16 protein-coding genes are annotated in these 19,307 nt (G+C 36.8%); 15 read left to right on the top strand and 1 reads right to left on the bottom strand.

Going from position 1 to position 19,307, the window contains the following annotated elements; translation table 11 throughout:
* The first annotated feature begins 40 nt into the window (after nucleotides 1-40).
* The 12 genes from EQM13_RS00725 (at nucleotide 41) to EQM13_RS00780 (ending at nucleotide 15,089) form a co-directional block, all read left to right on the top strand.
* The gene (locus tag EQM13_RS00725) at nucleotides 41-1,663 is read left to right on the top strand and encodes a spore germination protein (protein ID WP_206172764.1); all 1,623 of its coding nucleotides are present in this window, start codon (nucleotides 41-43) and stop codon (nucleotides 1,661-1,663) included.
* A complete protein-coding gene (locus tag EQM13_RS00730) occupies nucleotides 1,660-2,832 on the top strand; it encodes a Ger(x)C family spore germination protein (RefSeq protein ID WP_128751644.1) in 1,173 nt (390 codons plus the stop codon). Before EQM13_RS00725 ends, EQM13_RS00730 begins: the two co-directional genes overlap by 4 nt.
* 3 nt (nucleotides 2,833-2,835) lie before the next feature.
* Nucleotides 2,836-3,936, top strand: coding sequence for a GerAB/ArcD/ProY family transporter (locus EQM13_RS00735; RefSeq protein WP_128751645.1), 1,101 nt, complete (start codon nucleotides 2,836-2,838; stop codon nucleotides 3,934-3,936).
* Between the two features lie 2 nt (nucleotides 3,937-3,938).
* The gene (locus tag EQM13_RS00740; protein WP_128751646.1) at nucleotides 3,939-4,148 is read left to right on the top strand and encodes a hypothetical protein; all 210 of its coding nucleotides are present in this window, start codon (nucleotides 3,939-3,941) and stop codon (nucleotides 4,146-4,148) included.
* 117 nt (nucleotides 4,149-4,265) lie between these two features.
* Complete coding sequence (locus EQM13_RS00745) at nucleotides 4,266-6,356, top strand: catalase (protein WP_206172765.1); 2,091 nt, start codon at nucleotides 4,266-4,268, stop codon at nucleotides 6,354-6,356.
* 211 nt (nucleotides 6,357-6,567) lie between these two features.
* Complete coding sequence (locus EQM13_RS00750) at nucleotides 6,568-7,266, top strand: response regulator transcription factor (RefSeq protein WP_128751648.1); 699 nt, start codon at nucleotides 6,568-6,570, stop codon at nucleotides 7,264-7,266.
* A complete protein-coding gene (locus EQM13_RS00755; protein ID WP_071140609.1) occupies nucleotides 7,263-8,507 on the top strand; it encodes a sensor histidine kinase in 1,245 nt (414 codons plus the stop codon). Before EQM13_RS00750 ends, EQM13_RS00755 begins: the two co-directional genes overlap by 4 nt.
* Before the next feature lie 65 nt (nucleotides 8,508-8,572).
* Entirely contained in the window at nucleotides 8,573-9,256 is a 684-nt protein-coding gene (locus EQM13_RS00760) for an ABC transporter ATP-binding protein (protein ID WP_071140610.1), read from the top strand.
* Entirely contained in the window at nucleotides 9,253-11,580 is a 2,328-nt protein-coding gene (locus EQM13_RS00765; protein WP_128751649.1) for an ABC transporter permease, read from the top strand. Before EQM13_RS00760 ends, EQM13_RS00765 begins: the two co-directional genes overlap by 4 nt.
* Before the next feature lie 114 nt (nucleotides 11,581-11,694).
* Nucleotides 11,695-12,270 carry a GNAT family N-acetyltransferase gene (locus tag EQM13_RS00770; protein WP_071140612.1) on the top strand — a complete coding sequence of 192 codons (576 nt, stop codon included), beginning with the start codon at nucleotides 11,695-11,697 and terminating at the stop codon, nucleotides 12,268-12,270.
* 56 nt (nucleotides 12,271-12,326) lie between these two features.
* On the top strand, nucleotides 12,327-13,235 hold the full coding sequence (locus EQM13_RS00775) for a GNAT family N-acetyltransferase (RefSeq protein ID WP_128751650.1): 909 nt from the start codon (nucleotides 12,327-12,329) through the stop codon (nucleotides 13,233-13,235).
* Between the two features lie 144 nt (nucleotides 13,236-13,379).
* Entirely contained in the window at nucleotides 13,380-15,089 is a 1,710-nt protein-coding gene (locus EQM13_RS00780) for an ABC-ATPase domain-containing protein (RefSeq protein WP_071140614.1), read from the top strand.
* A 1-nt stretch (nucleotide 15,090) separates the two neighbouring features.
* On the opposite strand, the gene EQM13_RS00785 is transcribed toward EQM13_RS00780, so the two are convergent.
* On the bottom strand, nucleotides 15,091-15,768 hold the full coding sequence (locus EQM13_RS00785) for a DUF1361 domain-containing protein (RefSeq protein ID WP_071140615.1): 678 nt from the start codon (nucleotides 15,766-15,768) through the stop codon (nucleotides 15,091-15,093).
* A 224-nt stretch (nucleotides 15,769-15,992) separates the two neighbouring features.
* Here EQM13_RS00785 and EQM13_RS00790 point away from each other — a divergent pair, with 224 nt between their 5' ends.
* The 3 genes from EQM13_RS00790 (at nucleotide 15,993) to cobT (ending at nucleotide 19,302) form a co-directional block, all read left to right on the top strand.
* Nucleotides 15,993-16,838 (top strand): undecaprenyl-diphosphate phosphatase, encoded by an 846-nt coding sequence (locus EQM13_RS00790; protein ID WP_071140616.1) that lies wholly within the window; start codon nucleotides 15,993-15,995, stop codon nucleotides 16,836-16,838.
* 341 nt (nucleotides 16,839-17,179) lie between these two features.
* Nucleotides 17,180-17,992, top strand: a complete 813-nt coding sequence (locus EQM13_RS00795; protein ID WP_071140617.1) for an alpha/beta fold hydrolase — start codon at nucleotides 17,180-17,182, stop codon at nucleotides 17,990-17,992.
* A gap of 242 nt (nucleotides 17,993-18,234) precedes the next feature.
* The gene (gene cobT / locus EQM13_RS00800) at nucleotides 18,235-19,302 is read left to right on the top strand and encodes a nicotinate-nucleotide--dimethylbenzimidazole phosphoribosyltransferase (RefSeq protein ID WP_128751651.1); all 1,068 of its coding nucleotides are present in this window, start codon (nucleotides 18,235-18,237) and stop codon (nucleotides 19,300-19,302) included.
* The last annotated feature ends 5 nt before the right edge of the window (nucleotides 19,303-19,307 follow it).

The following is a 19,307-nucleotide window of genomic DNA, read 5'->3' on the forward strand; positions in this document are numbered from 1 at the left end:
CTATAAAAAATGAAAAATTCCATAAGAGGAAGTGAACTTATTGTTTTTTGAATTTTTTGTGAGAAAAATAAAATTTTTAAATCATTATAGGAATTATCAACAGAATAATACTGAGAATACCATAAAGGAACGCCCAATCAAAATAAAAAAACAGCTTCGGGAAAACCTGGATAGTCTGAAAACTATATTAGGAAACAGCAGTGATTTAAAAATACATCCGTTCCGATTTGGAGCGAACAGCAGCATAGCAGGAGTATTGGTGTTTATCGATGGACTGGTAGACAATGCTACTTTGACTAATGCAATACTGCGTCCTGTACAAAGTTGGCAGTTTAAGGACAATAGTTTTCCCTTGGAGGACGAACTAATAAGTGTGCTTGAGCAGGAGGCATTGTGTGCCGGAGATGTAGAGATTGTTAAGTCATTGTCGGATGTCATATCAAATTGTCTTTCAGGTAATACGGCATTACTTGTTGATGGCTGTGTGTCGGGACTTATTGTTAATACCAAAGGCTGGGATAAACGTAACGTTACGGAACCTAATTCAGAGACTGTAGTACGGGGACCACGGGAAGGATTCACCGAAAATTTGCGTACAAATACGGCACTAATTAGACGTAAGATTTCCAATAAACAACTACGTGTAGAGAACATGATTTTAGGCCAAAAAACCAGAACAAATGTGTGTTTAATGTATCTTAGTGGTGTGGTTAATATGAAAGTGGTAGAGGCTGTTAAATATCGCATAAAACATATGGATGTGGATTCAATCTTAGAGTCGGGCTACATAGAGGAATATATCGAAGATGCACCATTTTCTCCATTTGGGACGGTAGGTTATAGTGAAAAACCTGATGTAGTTGCAGCACGGATATTGGAGGGACGTACAGCCATCGTGGTGGATGGAACACCTTTTGTATTGACTGCACCTATGTTGTTTATTGAAAGTTTCCAAACTGCCGAGGACTACTACATGCGTCCGTTATATGCCAGTATAACACGGATACTGCGCTTCATTGCTTACTTTATTACAGTATTCGGACCTTCCATTTACATTGCATTGACAGCTTTCCATCAGGAATTGCTTCCTACCACGTTACTTTTTACTATTGCAAATGCACGGGAAGGGACGCCATTTCCGGTTTTTATTGAAGCGATGATCATGATATTTGCTTTCGAGATACTGAGAGAAGGCGGAATCCGATTGCCACGTCCGGTTGGTCAGGCTGTAAGTATTGTAGGTGCACTTATCATGGGGGATGCAGCCGTATCAGCTGGATTGGTCGGTGCACCCGTAGTTATTACTGTTGCAATTACGGCAGTAGCTGGATTTCTTGTACCTATGCAAAATGAATCAGGTTCTATCTTGCGAGTGGTTATGATGGTACTGGCCTCGTTTTTGGGATGGTACGGCATTTCCATGGGATTTTTAGCGCTGCTGATTCATCTGGGATCTTTGACGTCCTTCGGTGTACCATACTTTGACGGTTTCGCTTGGACCAGAAATTTGCAGGATTCGGTAGTCCGCATGCCGCTTTGGACTATGGTCAAACGTCCCAAAGATATTGCACAGGGAGATACTACACGTACTCATTTCTTTATCCCTCCCCTCAGGCCCTATGAGACTCAGGACGAAGACGACCCAGAAGGAGAAAGGCAATGATTCCACGACGATTTCGTTTATTAGCTGTTTTTTTATTATCCCTGTTGCTGATGATATTTTTATCAGGTTGCTGGGATGAACACGAACTTCATACTCTGTTCATTGTCACCGGTGTGGCATTGGATGAATCCGATGATCCCGAGAAAATGGATATCACGGTACAAATAGCTAAGTCTCAATCGAAATCCTCAAGATCCGGGGATACAGAACCTCAGGAGAATTACATAATACTACTAAAAAACAAAAGCGGTACTATGATGGAAGGATTGATGGAATTCAATAGGGACAGTAGTCGTACACTGATGCTGAACCACAATCAGGTTTTGCTGTTTGGTTCCTCTTTGGCTAAACAAGGAATCAAGGACCACATAGATTTATTTATGCGCGACCAGGATTCACGCATGGAGGTGCTGATGATAGTAGTTGATGGACGTGGAGAAGAGGCTCTTGCAGCCAAACTGAGTCAGGACAGGATCTCAGGTATGTTCATATCCCGTGTAATAAGAACTATGTCTTCCGTATCCTCATACTATCAGGTACGAATGCTGGATTTTGTATCTCGATTATTGGAAGAAACCACTTCACCTGTGGTACCTATAGTTACAGTGACTAAAAAAGGCAAGATGGAGGAAATCAAGATTACCGGTATGGCAGTGTTTAAGGGAGACAAAATGATTGACCGATTAAGTAATGACGAGACATTAGGATATATATGGGCAATGGGGGATGTAAAGCATTGTAACGTTGTAACCAGCACTGAGGTGGGTAAAGCGGTGTTTCAGATTATAAAGTTGGATTGTAAAAGGGATGTAAAAATACGACAGGACGGTGGAATAGGAGTAAAACTGTCAGTAAATACTACTCTTAGCGTTGGTGAGATCAGCGGTTTTAGTGAAACGACATCAGAAGAATTAATGCCTTATCTTGTCAAGATAGCTCAAGAAGAAATAAAACGGAAAATAATGAACAGTTTTGAAACAGCGCGCAGACTAAATGCGGACATTTATGGGTTTGGAACGTCTGTATATCGTAAATATCCTAAAGAGTGGAAAAGCATGAAGGATTCCTGGGATGAAATATTTCGCGATATCGAATTAAATGTTCAGGTCAAGGCGCATATTCCGGTGACTGGTCAAATCACACAGCCTCTGGGAATAAAGGAGGAATAAAATATGAGAATTGATAAGGCACAGATTCCGGGTGTTCAGTTCATGTTCACGGTGACTTGTTTCATTCAATCTTCATCACTGTTGACAGCTTTCCTTTCCGAAATTACGAAACAAGATTCGTGGTTGGCAGTGCTGTTTGGTGTTGTGGTTTGTCTTCCGCTTATATGGCTGTACAGGACTTTGATGGTTATGTTTCCCGATTATAATTTGATACAAATTTTGGAAGAAGTATATAGCCCGGTTGTGGGTAAAATCATTGGGATATCCTATGCATGGTTTTTTATCACACTGACCTCATTGAATTTAAGTGATATGGGAAGCTTTTCAAAACTTACTCTTATGAAAAGAACACCGGATGTGGTGTTGATAGTCACGTGCATGCTGGTAATGGCTTGGGCCGTAAAATATGGAATCAGATTAATTACACAGTATAGTGCTTTGTTTGTGTTTGTTGCTTTTTCTATATTGATTGCTTCTGTCCTGCTGGTACTTAATCAAATCAACCTTCAGAATTTTCTGCCCATGTTCGACCTTCCGGCTATCAAATATGTACAGGGTACCCATATCATTAGTACAATACCTTTTGGTGAGTTGGTAACACTTTTAATGATCACACCCAACGTGAAACTAACTCGTCGTGATACTACGAAATACCTTTTCGGAGGTTTTACATTAGGCTGGATTACTGTGTTGGTAGTAATATCACGCGATATTGCAGTACTGGGCAATACACTTCCTATATTTACACTGCCAACGCTGGTAACGCTGCGTTTGGTTAACTTGGGAGAGGCCCTCAGCCGCGTGGAGATCTTATTTGCGATTATGCTGATTATGTTACTGTTTTTTAAAATTACATTTTTGTATTATGTATCGGTGATTACCGTAGCACAAATCATGAAGACCAAATCATATCGGCATCTCATATTGGCAGCAGGTGCACTGATTACTGCTTACAGTTTCACGCTGTATCCATCTCCTTTACACCATGCCGCATCTGCTAAGGAAATTACACCTATTCTCTGGACATTTTTTGAAATTTTGATGCCGCTTTTAACTTTTGTTATAGCTAAGCTGAGGAAGCTACCTAAAGAGAAGGAGGTATAGTAATGGCGCTGGTATTGATCAGTTTTACACTGATTGCACTGATAGATTTAGTACCATTAATTCGGAAGCATTTAGGACATGACATAATCGCATTTCTTCTATTGTTTATTTTAGGATTGACCATAGCAATCTTGGAGGTAAGCGGTGTAGAAATACCCAGTATTATGCTTCTATTGGGAGATGTACTCAAATCCCTGGGAATGAGCTATTGATGTTAAATATTACCCGCAATATATCCCCTTCATTAATTGCATTTATTGACTAATTTTGTATAAAAAATGATGGTAATGGAATACTATTGTTGTAATTTTTATGAAAGAAGGGGTAACGTGAAAGAAGATATTGAAAAAATGAAACAAATGGAAAAACACCAAGTAGACAATAAAGATCAAAAAATGACTACAAATATGGGATTGAAAATTTCCAATACTGATGATTCACTTAAAGCTGGCTTGCGAGGACCTACATTACTTGAAGATTTTCACTTTCGTGAAAAGATTACACACTTTGATCATGAACGTATCCCCGAACGGGTGGTACATGCCAGAGGGTTTGGAGCCCATGGTTTTTTTCAGGTTTATGAATCAATGACAGAATATACAAAAGCAAAATTTTTGCAGGATCCAAATATTAAGACTCCGGTTTTCGTTAGGTTTTCTACAGTGGTCGGATCCCGTGGTTCTGCAGATACAGTGCGTGATGTACGGGGATTTGCGACTAAATTTTATACTGAGGAAGGTAATTTCGATATTGTAGGTAACAATATTCCTGTTTTTTTTATTCAGGATGCAATTAAATTTCCAGATGTTATTCATGCGGTTAAGCCTGAACCCAATAATGAAATACCGCAAGCGACTTCAGCTCATGATACGTTTTGGGATTTTGTGGTGAGTACGCCTGAAACAGCTCATATGGTGATGTGGCTGATGTCGGATCGGGCTATTCCTCGCAGCTTTCGTATGATGGAAGGGTTCGGAGTCAATACATTCCGCTTTGTCAATGCTCAGGGGAAAAGCCGATTTGTGAAATTTCATTGGAAACCGTTGCTTGGTGTCCATTCCCTGCTGCGGGACGAAGCACAAAAGCTTTGTGGCAAAGATCCTGATTTTCATCGTCGGGATCTTTGGAATGCAATTGAGCAGGGACAGTATCCGGAATATGAATTTGGAGTTCAAATGATCGAGGAGGATCAGGAATTCAATTTTGACTTTGACATTCTCGACCCGACTAAACTTTGGCCTGAAGAGATGGTACCGGTAAAAATCATTGGGAAGATGACTCTTAACAGAAATGTGGATAATTTTTTTGCGGAAACGGAACAGGTAGCATTTTGTCCTGCAAATATTGTACCAGGGATTGATTTCAGTAATGATCCGTTGTTGCAGGGAAGGTTATTTTCCTATGAAGATACTCAGTTGACACGCCTTGGCGGACCAAATTTTCACGAAATTCCGATAAACCGTCCTATAGTGCCTATTCATAACAACCAACGTGACGGAATGCACCGTATGACCATTAATCCAGGAGTTACAAGCTATTTCCCCAATACCCTTGCGCAGAATACGCCGATGCCGGCTACTGAGGAAGAAGGCGGATTTGTTCATTATACGGAAAAAATAGATGGCCGTAAAATTCGAGGACGAAGTGAGAGCTTCCGTGATTTTTACAGTCAAGCCACGATGTTTTGGAATAGCATGTCAATTCCCGAAAAAAAACATATTGTCGATGCATTTCATTATGAAGTGGGAAGCGTCAAGGATAAAAATATTAAACAACGGGTAGTAGATATGTTCGGGAATGTTGCACCTGACCTTGCGGAACAGGTTGCTCATAGAATCGGGGTAAATGCGCCGGCTAATACAGATGAAAATAAAGTAGGTGCTGTTTCACCGGCCCTTAGTCAGGAGAACACAATAAAAACTGCCATGACGAGAAAGGTAGCTATTTTTATTGAAAACGGGTTTTGCACTAAATCCGTTATGCAGATGATGGATGCACTAAATAGTGCAGGGGTGTCATCGGAGTTAATAAGTTCTCATCTTGGTATGGTAACTGGAAAGGACGGAAATCAACTGGAAGCAACAAAAGATTTTACTACTGCTGATGCTGTTTTTTATGATGCAGTTTACATACCTGGAGGAAGGGATAGCATCGCAGAATTGTCGAAACATTTTTGCACACGAAATTTTATTAATGAAGCATTCCATCATGCCAAAAGCATTGCAGCTTCCGATGAAGGCGCAGATTTTCTTGATTCGACAGATGTTTCCTCTTTATCTCCGTCTCAAAGCAAAATCGAAGGAGAATTGGAAACGCAACTCGGAGTTGTGAAAGTTAAAAATACACAGGATATGACTAAATTTTTTGAGGAGTTCATTAAACTGATCTCTATGGACCGTCACTGGGGAAGAAATTGCTAAAAATAGATTTATTGAAAGCTGCCATATGATTTTTAATATGGCAGCTTTGTCTTATGATATAATAAAAGAAATCTCAGATTATTTATATTAAGTTAAAGTTAAGTATAAAATGAAAATCAAAAAACGTGGAAATTTCTATTTTTTTATAATATATAAGAGAGTTAGCTATAAATGTATTTATAAATACCATTATTTAGGAGGGGGTATGGAAATGAATAATATATTATTGGTTGAGGATGACTTAAATTTAATTGACGGTTTAGAATATTCCATACAAAAAAACGGGTTTCATGTTCATGTGGCAAGAACTGTTGAAGAAGCCCTTACTCTATATGAAAATCGTAAATATGACCTGCTGATTTTAGATCTGACATTACCTGATGGGACCGGCTTTGATATTTGTAAAAGGGTGAGGCAGTCATCCGTAGTACCGATTATATTTCTTACCGCTTCCGATGAAGAAGTGAATGTGGTCATGGGACTTGATATGGGCGGGGACGATTATATTACCAAGCCTTTCAAACTTAACGAATTGATTTCCCGTATAAAAGCTCTGCTCCGCAGGACAAATGCTTTTCAAGAAGAGACTTATAAGTTGAATTCCAATGGTATCAGAATTGAACTATTAAACAACCGGGTTATAAAAAATGGGCGGATTCTGGAATTAACTGCGGTAGAATACAAGCTCCTTTGTCTGCTGATGAAAAATCCAAATATCGTTTTAACGCGGGAAAAGATACTCAGCAAACTGTGGGACGATAACGGGGATTTTGTAGATAATAATACCCTTTCCGTTTATATCCGCAGGCTGCGCAGCAAAATAGAGGAAGATCCAAATCATCCCCGCTTACTTCTTACCATACGTGGTATTGGCTATAAGTGGAATGTGATAGGGGGAAATAATATATGAAATTATTTGTAAATAAAGATATTCGTTATTTTTTTTGGAAAATTTCCATTGCCTTAATAATTGCTTTACTGTCTGGACTAATTTTTTCCCAGGTAATTATTCATGATTTTAAAGCTCAGCTCCTTACTAATAATTATGAGATCGCAGGGTATATGTTGAAACATGGAGTTAGCCCTTCTGATGTTTCAACTATTTTTGCAACCCAAAAGACGGAACAGGAGCTTTCATTAGGGCAAGAATTTTTAAAAAAATTGGGATATGAAGTAGGAATCAGTAATCGGCTTTTTCCCGATGTAAATATACTCCTACTAAGATATCGTTTAATTTTAGCAATGCTTGTAGTTATAGTCAGTATACTTATTTTAACTGCTTTTTTTCTGTATTTCAGACGTCAGCAAAATGATATTGAGAAAGCAAATGATTCTATTAACAGCTTTATGAACGGTAACACCGTTATACAAATCAATGGCTATGAAGAAGGTAGCCTGTCTAAACTCTTTGCTTCTGTCAATGAAATGGCAACCTCATTAAATGCTCATATTGAAAGAGAAAAATATACAAAGGAGTTCTTAAAGGAAACTATTTCAGACATTTCTCATCAACTGAAAACACCACTGACCGCCCTAAGAATGTACAATGAAATCATTCAGGAAGAAAGCGGAAATGAAGAAACAGTAGAGAAATTTACAGGCAATATAGAAAAGGCATTGACTCGTATGGAAATTTTAATTCAGAACCTCTTAAAGATTGCAAAATTTGATTCGGGAACGATCATAATGAATAAAAAAGAAAAAAATATTCGGGTACTCATGGAAAAGATTATATCTGATTTTGAAACACGCAGGGAACAGGAACATAAAAATATCACATTAAATGGATCAAATAATGTCGCCCTCTATTGTGATGAGGTTTGGATAACGGAAGCCATCGGAAACCTTGTTAAGAATTCCCTGGATCATATGGAAAGAGGAGGGGAAGTTAAAATCACATGGGAAGAAACGCCGGCCATTACAAGAATTATAATAAAAGATAATGGTGCGGGCATTCATCCCGAGGACATCCACCATATCTTTAAACGTTTTTACAGAAGCCGGTTTTCTCAGGATACACAAGGGATCGGGTTAGGACTGTCTTTGGCAAAATCCATCGTGGAAGCTCATAACGGTACTATTACTGTGGAAAGCACATTAGGGGAGGGCAGCATCTTTACACTGGATTTTTTGAAGCTTACAAATATGTAAGATAAAATTCACCTGAGAGTAAGGTTAATGTGATAGTCTAACCGTAAAGAAAGGTGGAATAAAAAATGGAACTGTTAGAAGTGAAAAATCTTTGTAAAACATATGGAAAGGGAGATACAAAAGTTGAAGCACTGAAAGACATGTCCTTTTCTGTTTCCAAGGGTGAATTTGTTGCTGTGGTCGGAGAATCGGGATCCGGAAAAAGTACCCTTTTAAATGCGATTGGTGCATTGGATACTCCTACATCCGGTAAAGTTTTTATTGATGGTAAGGATATTTTTTCCATGGGAGAGGAAAAACTGACGATTTTTCGCCGCCGAAACATTGGGTTCATATTTCAATCTTATAATTTAATCCCGGAACTTAATGTAGAACAGAATATTATTTTCCCTCTGCTTCTTGACTATCAAAAACCAAATCGGAAATATGTAGAAGAGATTTTAGAGGTATTGGGATTGCGGGATAGAAAAAATTATCTTCCGCGGCAGCTTTCGGGCGGTCAGCAGCAAAGGGTTGCTATCGGGAGAGCATTGATTACCCATCCAATGTTGATTCTTGCTGATGAACCGACGGGAAACCTTGACAGCAAAAACAGCAATGATGTTGTTACTCTTTTGAAAGCTGCCTCCAGACGATATCAGCAGACAATTCTTATGATTACCCACAATAAGAATATTGCTTCTATGGCTGACCGTGTATTGCAGATTTCCGACGGCATACTGACTGATTTGGGAGGTAGGGCTGAATGAAAAGTTATTTAGATTTGATTGGGCAATACGGAAGAGTTCATAAGAAGAAAAATAGAATTACGGTATGGTGTATTGCGATTGCCGTATGTCTGGTTACGGCTATTTTCGGCTTAGCGGATATGGCAGTCCGTGCCCAAACTATATATCAGATCAATTCCCAGGGAAATTGGCATCTTATTATTAAGAATATTGATGAGGAAAAAGCAAAGTTAATCGGCAATAGGGTAGACGTAGCAGTTTCCGGATGGGTTCTACAGGGCAGCAATGGCATTTTACGGGATAAACCCCTTGCCTTTGTTGGGATGAATGAAGCTCTTGCCCCGGAAATGACTCTTGTTTTGCAGGATGGTTTTTATCCCCAAAAATCGAATGAAGCCTTGCTGAATAATCTGGCAATGAAGCAAAAAAATATTTCTGTCGGTGATACGGCTACGGTTACACTTCCAAACGGTGAACAGAAGGAATATAAGATTGTTGGTTCCTTTAAAGACATGAGTATGTTACTTAAAGCTGATACTTATGGATTGGTTCTCTCTGAAAGTGGAATCAGGGCTATTGCGGACAAAAATTTCATAGCTCGTTACTATATCCAGTTTAAACATGGTGCCAATATGAGAAAGGCTATTGATGAAATTAAAGATAACTATCATCTTTCAGAGGATCAGGTTTCTGAAAATGCTGTACTTCTTGGATTGACCGGACAAAGCCGTAACAGCTATGTGATGTATCTTTATAGAACGGCTGCAGTATTTTTCGTGATGGTGCTGACTGCAGGAGTATTGATGATTGCAAGCAGCTTTAATATGAGTGTTCTTGAACGTATTCAGTTTTTTGGACTGTTGCGCTGCCTTGGAGCATCTAAAAAACAGGTTAAAAAATTTGTTCTTACGGAAGGAATTCATTTCAGCTTAAATGGTATTCCAATAGGTTTGTTGTTGGGAACTCTTATTCTTTGGGGATCTTGTGCTTTTTTAAAATATGTCAATCCTGCATTTTTCGGCGATATGCCCCTATTCGGTATCAGCTGGATTAGCTTGATTTCAGGAGTGGTGGTTGGGTTCTTAACAGTTATTTTAGCCTCTCTTTCTCCCTGTAAAAGGGCAGCAAAAGTATCTCCTCTCAGTGCGGTAACCGGTAATGTCGGACAAAGCAATGTACTTCAATCCAAAAGAGCGGTAAAAACTATGCATAAACGGGTGGAAATTGCCATGGGTATTCATCATGCTTTTGTCAGCAAAAAAAATATCTTGTTAATGACCGGTTCTTTTGCTATGAGTATCATCCTATTTTTAACCTTTCATGTAACGGTGGATTTTATGCATCAGGCAATACAGCCTTTGAAACCATATGCTCCTGATATTTCAGTTATCAGTGGAGATAATACCACTTCCTTAAGTGAAGATCTTTTTGAACAGATTAAAAATAACCCGGGAGTAAACCGTGCTTATGGCCGTATGTTTGCTTATGATATACCGGCTACAAGTACACAAGGGGATGGAAAAATCAATTTAATTTCATATGAGAAAAACCAGTTTGAATGGGCGAAAAAACAGCTTACAGAAGGAAGCGTTGATGAGGTAGTAAAAGAAGAGGATAAAGTCCTGATCGTATATTCCGATGACCTTAAATGGAAAAAAGGCGATAGAATTGATTTGGAGTTTCCATCAGGAGAAAAAAATGTTGAAATTGCCGGGATACTATCGTCAAGCCCATTTGACAGTGCTCCGGGAACTCAAACCGTAATTTGTTCCGAAAAGACATTTAAAAAATTGACCGGAAAACGGGGTTACACTATTATTGATATGCAAATGAAAAAGGATGCAAGTGACGAAACAGTTTCTCAGATAAGAAACATGACCACATCCCAAATGAGATTTTCCGACAGGCGACAAGGTAATAAGGAAGCCAAAACTGCTTTTTATACCTACGCAATCTTTATTTATGGATTTTTAGTGATTATCGGGTCCATCACGGTATTTAACATTATTAACAGCATGAATGTCAGTGTTTCCAGCAGGATGAATCAGTATGGAATGATGCGGGCAGTAGGGATGTCAGGCAAACAGCTTCATCGTATGGTAACAGCAGAAGCCGTTACTTATGCGGTCTGCGGATGTCTAACAGGTTGTATTTTGGGCCTGCCCTTGCACAGATTTATTTTTCATTCCATGATTACCTCCCACTGGGGACTTAAATGGCAGCCTCCCTTCGTTGTCCTTGTCTTCATTATTGGCATTACATTTTTGGCTACTTTCCTATCTGTCATTGGGCCGGTGAAGAAAATCAGTAAGATGGATATTGTAAATGTAGTAAATGCACAATAATTTTTTAGAAAGCTATCATACCGTTTCCGAGTGTGGTAGCTTTTACTTTATGATATAATAAAATATACATTAAATTAAGAACGGAAAATAAGATAATTAAAGGAGGGGCATGTCATGAATATTGAAATTAAAAAACTTACACCTGAATTAGTGGATGATTTCTTTCGGTTTTTTGAACACATTGCATTCCCAGATCACCCTGAATGGGGATGCGGATGTTATTGCTGTTTTTTTCATGCAAACAATATTGAAGAATGGGAAAATCAGACGGCGGAAGAAAACAGGGAAATTGCAAGGAAGATGATTTTGTCTGATAAGATGAAGGGCCTGTTGGCATATGCAGATGGCAAACCTGTGGGATGGTGTCATTTTGATGATAAATCCAAACTTCCCGGATTGAAAGTATTCTATCCTCAAGTGATAGGTAATGAAGAAAATATTGGTGCTATTGTGTGTTTTACAATAGCTCAGCAGTATCGAAATAAAGGCATAGCTAAGAAACTATTGTCCCAAGCATGTGGGGAATTAGAAAAGCAGGGTTTTTTAATTGCAGAAGCCTATCCTCAGCGGGAATGTGCTTCCGATGAGGAAAACTATCATGGCCCTCTCTCGATGTACCTTTCCCAAGGGTTTTCGGTTCATAAGGAATTGGAAAAAGAAGTGATTGTACGTAAATACTTAAGAAACTAAAAATATTTGGTGATATGAGTGACAATAAATTGTACTGAAATAAGAGGTGAGAATAGATGAAAATTGAAGCTTTAAAAGATGAAAAAACGGAAGATTTTATAATGTACTGTAAGAAGCACAGAATGGAGATCGATGATTCTTTTTTATACGATGAAGATTTAAAAGATTTTAAGATTGGAGAGGAAAATCCCACTTATATCGTTACCGATTATCAGGAAAAGCTGATAGCAGCTATCTCACTTATTGTTGATGATTATGCCAGAAGAGATAAAAAGGCACGTTTCAGAATATTTCATTCGGAAATTGAAGATATTTCAATTTATAATATGCTTATGAAAGCTATTTTAAATCATACAAAGGGATTAGACAAGGTTTCTTTGTTTGTCCCGGCAGTAAATAAAAAATTAATCGGATTTATTGAAAGATTAAATTTTGCCATAGAGAGATATTCCTTCATTCTGGTGAGAGATGATATGAAAATACCGGAACTCAATTTGCCTCAAGATTATGAAATCAGACCATTTCAACCTGGGAAAGATGAAAAAACTTGGTGTGATGTCAGAAATGCAGGATTTGCAAAACTTCAGGGAAGCGAGGCGCCCATTAATTCGGAAACGGTTACAAAGATGATTTCAAGTGATGACAATATAGAAGGTGGGATGATGATACTATATCATAAGGATAAACCCGTAGGTATAGTCAGGGGAAGTGCGGATGAATATGAAGATTTACCAATCATGAATATAGGCCCTCTTGCCGTTATACCGGAATATCAGGGAAAAGGCTTGGGAAGAATTCTCTTAAGAGCTTCGCTGAATTTTGCAAAGGAAAGGGCTTATAACAGGACAATACTTTGTGTAAATGCAGAAAATGAAAGAGCAAGGGCTTTATATCTCCAAGAGGGATTTAAACAAGTTGAAAAGGCCATATGTTATAAATATGATTTGAGAACAAAAATGAAGTAGATTTTATCTGTTCAGAGTATAATTTGATTAAATAATTATATTTTTTGCAGTATTTTTAATATTTATTTCGTTTTAATTAAAAGATGATAATAATCGGATTTCATTATTTAAACGAATTGCAGAAGTCAAAAGGAGGAACGAAATTTGAAAAACTATGGTGAACTTCAAAAATTATTGTTTTCAATAGATGGAAGAGGATATTCCGCTTATAAAGAAATAAAGGGAGAATATGACTTTGGGAAATACATACTTTCTATTGACCATGTCCAGGCAGATCCCTTTGCCCCTCCGTCTAAATGCCGTATCATTATATCTCGGAAAGAAGCTAATTTTCCTGATGAATTGTTAGATACCAAGGATAAAATAATAGCCTCCTCAGATTTTTTAACACGAGCTTTTTCAGACAGTATTTATCGTTTCAATAAAGGAGAAAGAGGAACAGGGAAAAGCGGTCTTTTAACTATTGACCGTTGCGGACAGGAGATGCTTGAAAGAACGTCGGTATTGATAAACAAGAATCACATTGAAGTGAGGTTTGAAATTGGATTGCCTGCCAACGGAAGAAGAGTCTTAGGTAAGGCGGCCAATCATATTTTTTCTGATATTCTTCCTCAGATTGTGGAAGATGGAGTTCTCTATAAGAATATTGATCAAAAGACTATGAAAAAACAGGTAGATTTAATTTTAGATCAGGAATATATTAGAAGGCAATTAGATAAAAAAGGGCTGATTGCATTTATTGCCAACGGTTCTGTCTTACCGAGAGAAAGCGGTATATCGGATAGACCTTTACTTAAAGGAGCAATTCCATTTAAAAGTCCTGATAGTTTTGAGATTGAATTTTTATTGCCAAATCATGGGTTGATAAAAGGAATGGGAATTCCCCGGGGAATAACTTTAATTGTAGGAGGAGGATATCATGGGAAATCCACATTGCTGAAAGCCCTTGAAATGGGAGTTTACAACCACATATCAGGTGACGGAAGGGAATTTGTTATTACCAGAAAAGATGCGGTGAAAATACGTGCTGAAGATGGCCGCAGTGTTGAAAAGGTCAATATCAGCCCCTTTATCAATAACCTTCCCAATAATAAGGATACAGTTAAATTTTCTACAGACAATGCCAGTGGAAGCACTTCTCAGGCAACTAATGTTATGGAAGCCTTGGAAGCAGGTACCAAACTTTTATTGATAGATGAGGACACTTCGGCGACTAATTTTATGATAAGAGATGGAAGAATGCAGAAATTGGTTTCAAAAGATAAGGAACCCATTACTCCTTTTATTGACAAAGTGAGACCTCTATATAAAGAATATGAAGTTTCTACCATATTGATTGTAGGAGGATCAGGTGATTATTTTGATGTAGCTGATCAGGTTATTATGATGGATGAATATGTTCCGAAGGATGTTACTGTAACAGCTAAGAATATTGCAAATACCGTTGGATATGAAAGAGAGAAGGCAGAAGAGAATAATTTCGGGAGCATTACATCTCGGGTTCCTCTTAAATCAGCATTTATCAAAAGTGGGAAGGAAGGAAGAATTAAACCTAAAGGACATTACACTATTTTATATGGAAGATCAGCTATTGATCTGTCAAGTTTGGAACAGCTTACAGATGAGAGCCAGACAAATTGTATTGCTGCAATGATTGATTTTTTGGGGAAACGAGTATTTGATGATAATATATCGATTTCCGAGGCGGCGGATAAACTGTTCAAACAAATAGAAAATTCGGGATTGGACAGTATTTCACCTTATACAGGGCATCCGGGGAATTTAGCATTACCCAGAAAACATGAACTATGCGGAGCAATAAACCGTTATAGAGAACTGAGAATAAAAGCCTGAGTTACGGATAAATATTGTCATCTGATGTTTTGTTATGAAAAAACACATAGAAGATGAAATAAACAGCTAAAATGTATCCGGCAAATAATAAGGAAAATTTAATAGAAAATGGGGTTATATTGTTTATGAGTTTTGATAATAGTGAAAGAGGCCTTAAAATATCCCAAGAATTTAATCGTAGAAATCTTCCTATATAAATAGCATATCCACTCAATAGGCAAATAATTACCATTATAATATTAGCAGCTGTTTTGCTTTTTCTTCTCAGAAGGGATTGATGTATTATATATAAAGAAAGCAGCCCTATTAAAGTTCCTAAAAATACTCCAAGCCCTATATGCACAAGCTTTATCCAGGCTATTATATCGGAAGAATAGAAAAAAGGTGCATAGGAATTTTCCTTTGAATAAAATTTTATTTTATTGATATGAATAAAATCCGTTATCAAGTATAAGGCATTGGGAAAGAAGAACAGCCACAATAACCTAAACGCTGTTACTTTTAGTTTTTTAAACTTTTTAAAATTTTTTTCAGAGAGTTTTGCGAAAAGCAGAGGAAGGAAAGCTAAAAATAAATTCCAAGCCATCATAATATGTATAAAATCAAAGGTAGCCGCAAAAACACATATACTCATAAAAAAATACGCTAAACAACATAAAAGAATTAACTTAAATGCCATAACATGTTCTCCTTTTTGGTCGATTTTAACTTAGTATATCATAAAATAATATTATAAAAAAATAATTTCACTCTAATATAATAGAAATTAATGGTCTGTTAATTAGGAAAAGTGTTTGTAGGATTATGATTATATATGATAAATTAAAGGTATGGATTTACAGAAAGTATATTTTTAATAAAAGGTTTAAACAATTAATATATTTTAAGGAGAGGTGATAAATAATGGATACAATATTTTTAATAATAAAATCTATAATATTGGGAATTGTGGAAGGAATAACAGAATTTTTGCCTATATCTTCAACAGGGCATATGATTATTTTCGAACATTTAATGAAGTTTAAAGGTATCAGTCCCAATTATGTTGAGATGTATACATATGTAATACAGCTTGGAGCAATATTATCTATTGTTGTACTCTATTGGAAAAAGATAAAAGATACACTTATAAATTTTTTCCCTCAAAAAGTCGGATATAAAAACTCGGGGTTTAGATTTTGGTTTATGATATTCATCGCTTGTATTCCCGGAGGCATTTGCCAACTGTTATTAGATGATTTATCCGATAAGTATTTATTTAATACGGTCACTGTAGCTATAGCTTTATTTTTAGGCGGCATATGGATGATATATGCTGAAAATAAATTCAGAAGCAGAAATTCAACAAAAAAGGGGTTAAATGTTACAACAAGGCAGGCATGGATTATCGGGATATTTCAGTGCTTAGCCATAATTCCGGGTATGTCACGGTCAGCTTCAACTATTATAGGAGGATGGGTATCAGGGCTTTCTACTGTTCAAGCCGCAGAATTTTCCTTCTTTTTAGCAATTCCTGTTATGCTTGGAATGAGTCTTTTAAAAATTATAAAAATTGGAGGAATATCTGCTCTTGCATTTTCCGAAATAATTTCCCTTGCTGTTGGATTTATAGTTTCCTTTATAGTAGCATTGATAGTGGTCGATAAGTTTATTTCATATTTAAAGAGAAAACCTATGAGAATATTTGCAATATATAGAATGATATTTGCGGTTATAGTGTTAGTTGCAGGATTTAGGGGAATATTTTAAAAGCTGCCACCCGTGCTGGGCAGACCAAAAATGGAGATGACTAACGAAACCATCTTCATTTTTGATTATCTATCTATTTTTCGACAGTCCCCAAACATAACGATACTTTATTCAACTTGTTTTTCTATTCATATTTTTTTCACCCATCAGAAACTTAGAAGATAACGAAAGATTATATTGTATATGAAGTTTAATAATGCTAAATTGGAGATAAGCATTTTAGAAGATGATGTCATAATAAAAGTACCTCTAAAAAATCAGTTTAAATATTCATAAATATATAGTTAATAGAATAATATTCCAATGTACAGATAGATATTTAATTATAGGGGGGAATATTGGTGGGATATTATGTTAATGTAGAATCAGATGTAAAAATTTTTGTAGAAGATCTTAATCCAGAGGGTAAGAAAACAATAGTTTTTTTACATGGATGGCCTGGAAGTCATGAGTTATTTGAATATCAATTTGATCAACTTCCCAAATGGGGATACAGATGTATAGGAATAGATCAAAGAGGATTTGGCAAGTCAGATAAACCGTGGAGAGGATATGATTATAATCGATTGGCCGATGATGTTAAGTGTATAGTTGAAACACTTAGATTACAAGATTTTATACTTGCAGGCCATTCAACAGGCGGGGCAATAGCTATTAGGTATATGTCTAGGCACAATGGATATGGAGTATCTAAACTTGCTTTATTTGCAGCGGCAGCTCCTAGTTTAATAAAGCTTCCTAACTTTCCTTATGGAATAGACGTTGAAGTAGTAAATCAAATAATTGAAGGAACATATACGGACCGACCTAAAATGCTTAGTAATTTTGGTGATATATTTTTCTTTCAATATATAACTCAACCATTTTCCTATTGGTTTCTACAATTAGGATTACAAGCAGCAGGATGGTCGACTGCTGCTATTGCAAATACCTGGATAAATGAGCAATTATTTAGTGATTTAGGGAAAATAAATGTTCCGACATTAATTATTCATGGTATCCATGATAAGGTTGTCCCATTTCAACTAGGCGAAGTACAGGAAAAATACATTAAAAATTCTAAACTTATACCGTTTAATTATAGCGGTCACGGATCATTTTATGATCAAAAAGACTTATTTAATAAAGAATTAATGAATTTTATTGAAGAATAATTTTTAAAAGATAGAGGTTCCGGAAGTCCAAAGGAAATAAAATCCTTAGACTTTTCTTTTTTTAAAAAAAGCAATGTAAAAAATGTTTGAAATGCACTTAAGAAGATGGGCTTAGGTATTTTTCATTTTGTTATAAAGCGTATCATAAATTGTATATTAATGATATCTGTATTTGACGAAACATTTTCATAGATTTATAATTTAATGGAGATCTGAAAATTGACGAAGGGAAGAGATATACAATGGAATTATTGAAGAATACATTGGCATCTATAAAACCTGCAGACGAAGATGCAAAGAAAAAAGCAAAGGAAAGGCTTGATAATCTCACTAAGCCTATAGGAAGCCTGGGGGTATTGGAAGAGATAGTAATTAAAATGGCAGGAATTACAGGAAATATACACAATAAAATTGATAAAAGAAATATAATAGTAATGTGCGCTGACAATGGAGTAGTGGAGGAAGGAGTAAGCGCATGTCCTCAATACTTTACCAAGATACTTACAGAAAATTTAATTAAAGGATATACAGGTGTTTCAGTATTGTCCAAGCTTACAGGGACAGATGTAACTACAGTTGATATCGGAGTCAACGGAGATATAACTTTAAAGGGAGTATTAAATAAAAAGATAAATTATGGTACAAAAAATATTACAAAAGGACCGGCTATGACTCGTGATGAGGCGATAAGAGCTATAGAAGCGGGAATTGAAGTAGCGGATTCTTCGTGCAAAAAAGGATATGATATTTTAGGAACAGGAGAAATGGGAATAGGAAATACGACTACCAGCGGAGCAGTATTAAGTATTTTTTCAGGACTTAATCCCGATGCTACTTGTGGAAAAGGGGCTGGGCTTACCGACGAACAGTTTGAGCATAAGAAAGAGGCTGTGGAAAAAGCAATAGAAATAAATAAGCCGGATAAAAACGATCCTATAGATGTTATATCAAAGGTAGGAGGTTTTGATATCGCGGGGATGTGCGGATGTTTTTTGTCGGCGGCCAAAAACAGAAAACCTATAGTTATAGACGGATTAATTTCTTCTGCGGCAGCTCTTTGTGCGGTACGGCTGAATTCTTTAGCCAAAGAGTATATTTTCCCGTCCCATCTGTCAAAAGAACCTGGAGCAATATATATGATGAAGGAAATAGGTCTTAAACCTATGCTTGATTTGGAAATGAGACTGGGAGAAGGTTCCGGATGTCCTCTGGCATTTCAGGTAATAGAAGCTGCATTATACGTTATGGACCATATGGCAACATTTGAAGAATCAACTTTGGATAAAGATGTATTAATAGATATAAGGTGATGACT

The sequence above is a fragment of the Acidilutibacter cellobiosedens genome (assembly GCF_004103715.1).
GTDB classification, from domain to species: domain Bacteria; phylum Bacillota; class Clostridia; order Tissierellales; family Acidilutibacteraceae; genus Acidilutibacter; species Acidilutibacter cellobiosedens.

Coding starts and splice junctions, on each gene's coding strand:
- EQM13_RS00730 (WP_128751644.1), top strand. CDS start 1,660: ATGATTCCACGACGATTTCGTTTATTAGCTGTTTTTTTATTATCCCTG.
- EQM13_RS00735 (WP_128751645.1), top strand. CDS start 2,836: ATGAGAATTGATAAGGCACAGATTCCGGGTGTTCAGTTCATGTTCACG.
- EQM13_RS00740 (WP_128751646.1), top strand. CDS start 3,939: ATGGCGCTGGTATTGATCAGTTTTACACTGATTGCACTGATAGATTTA.
- EQM13_RS00750 (WP_128751648.1), top strand. CDS start 6,568: ATGAATAATATATTATTGGTTGAGGATGACTTAAATTTAATTGACGGT.
- EQM13_RS00755 (WP_071140609.1), top strand. CDS start 7,263: ATGAAATTATTTGTAAATAAAGATATTCGTTATTTTTTTTGGAAAATT.
- EQM13_RS00760 (WP_071140610.1), top strand. CDS start 8,573: ATGGAACTGTTAGAAGTGAAAAATCTTTGTAAAACATATGGAAAGGGA.
- EQM13_RS00765 (WP_128751649.1), top strand. CDS start 9,253: ATGAAAAGTTATTTAGATTTGATTGGGCAATACGGAAGAGTTCATAAG.
- EQM13_RS00770 (WP_071140612.1), top strand. CDS start 11,695: ATGAATATTGAAATTAAAAAACTTACACCTGAATTAGTGGATGATTTC.
- EQM13_RS00775 (WP_128751650.1), top strand. CDS start 12,327: ATGAAAATTGAAGCTTTAAAAGATGAAAAAACGGAAGATTTTATAATG.
- EQM13_RS00785 (WP_071140615.1), bottom strand. CDS start 15,768: ATGGCATTTAAGTTAATTCTTTTATGTTGTTTAGCGTATTTTTTTATG.
- EQM13_RS00790 (WP_071140616.1), top strand. CDS start 15,993: ATGGATACAATATTTTTAATAATAAAATCTATAATATTGGGAATTGTG.
- cobT (WP_128751651.1), top strand. CDS start 18,235: ATGGAATTATTGAAGAATACATTGGCATCTATAAAACCTGCAGACGAA.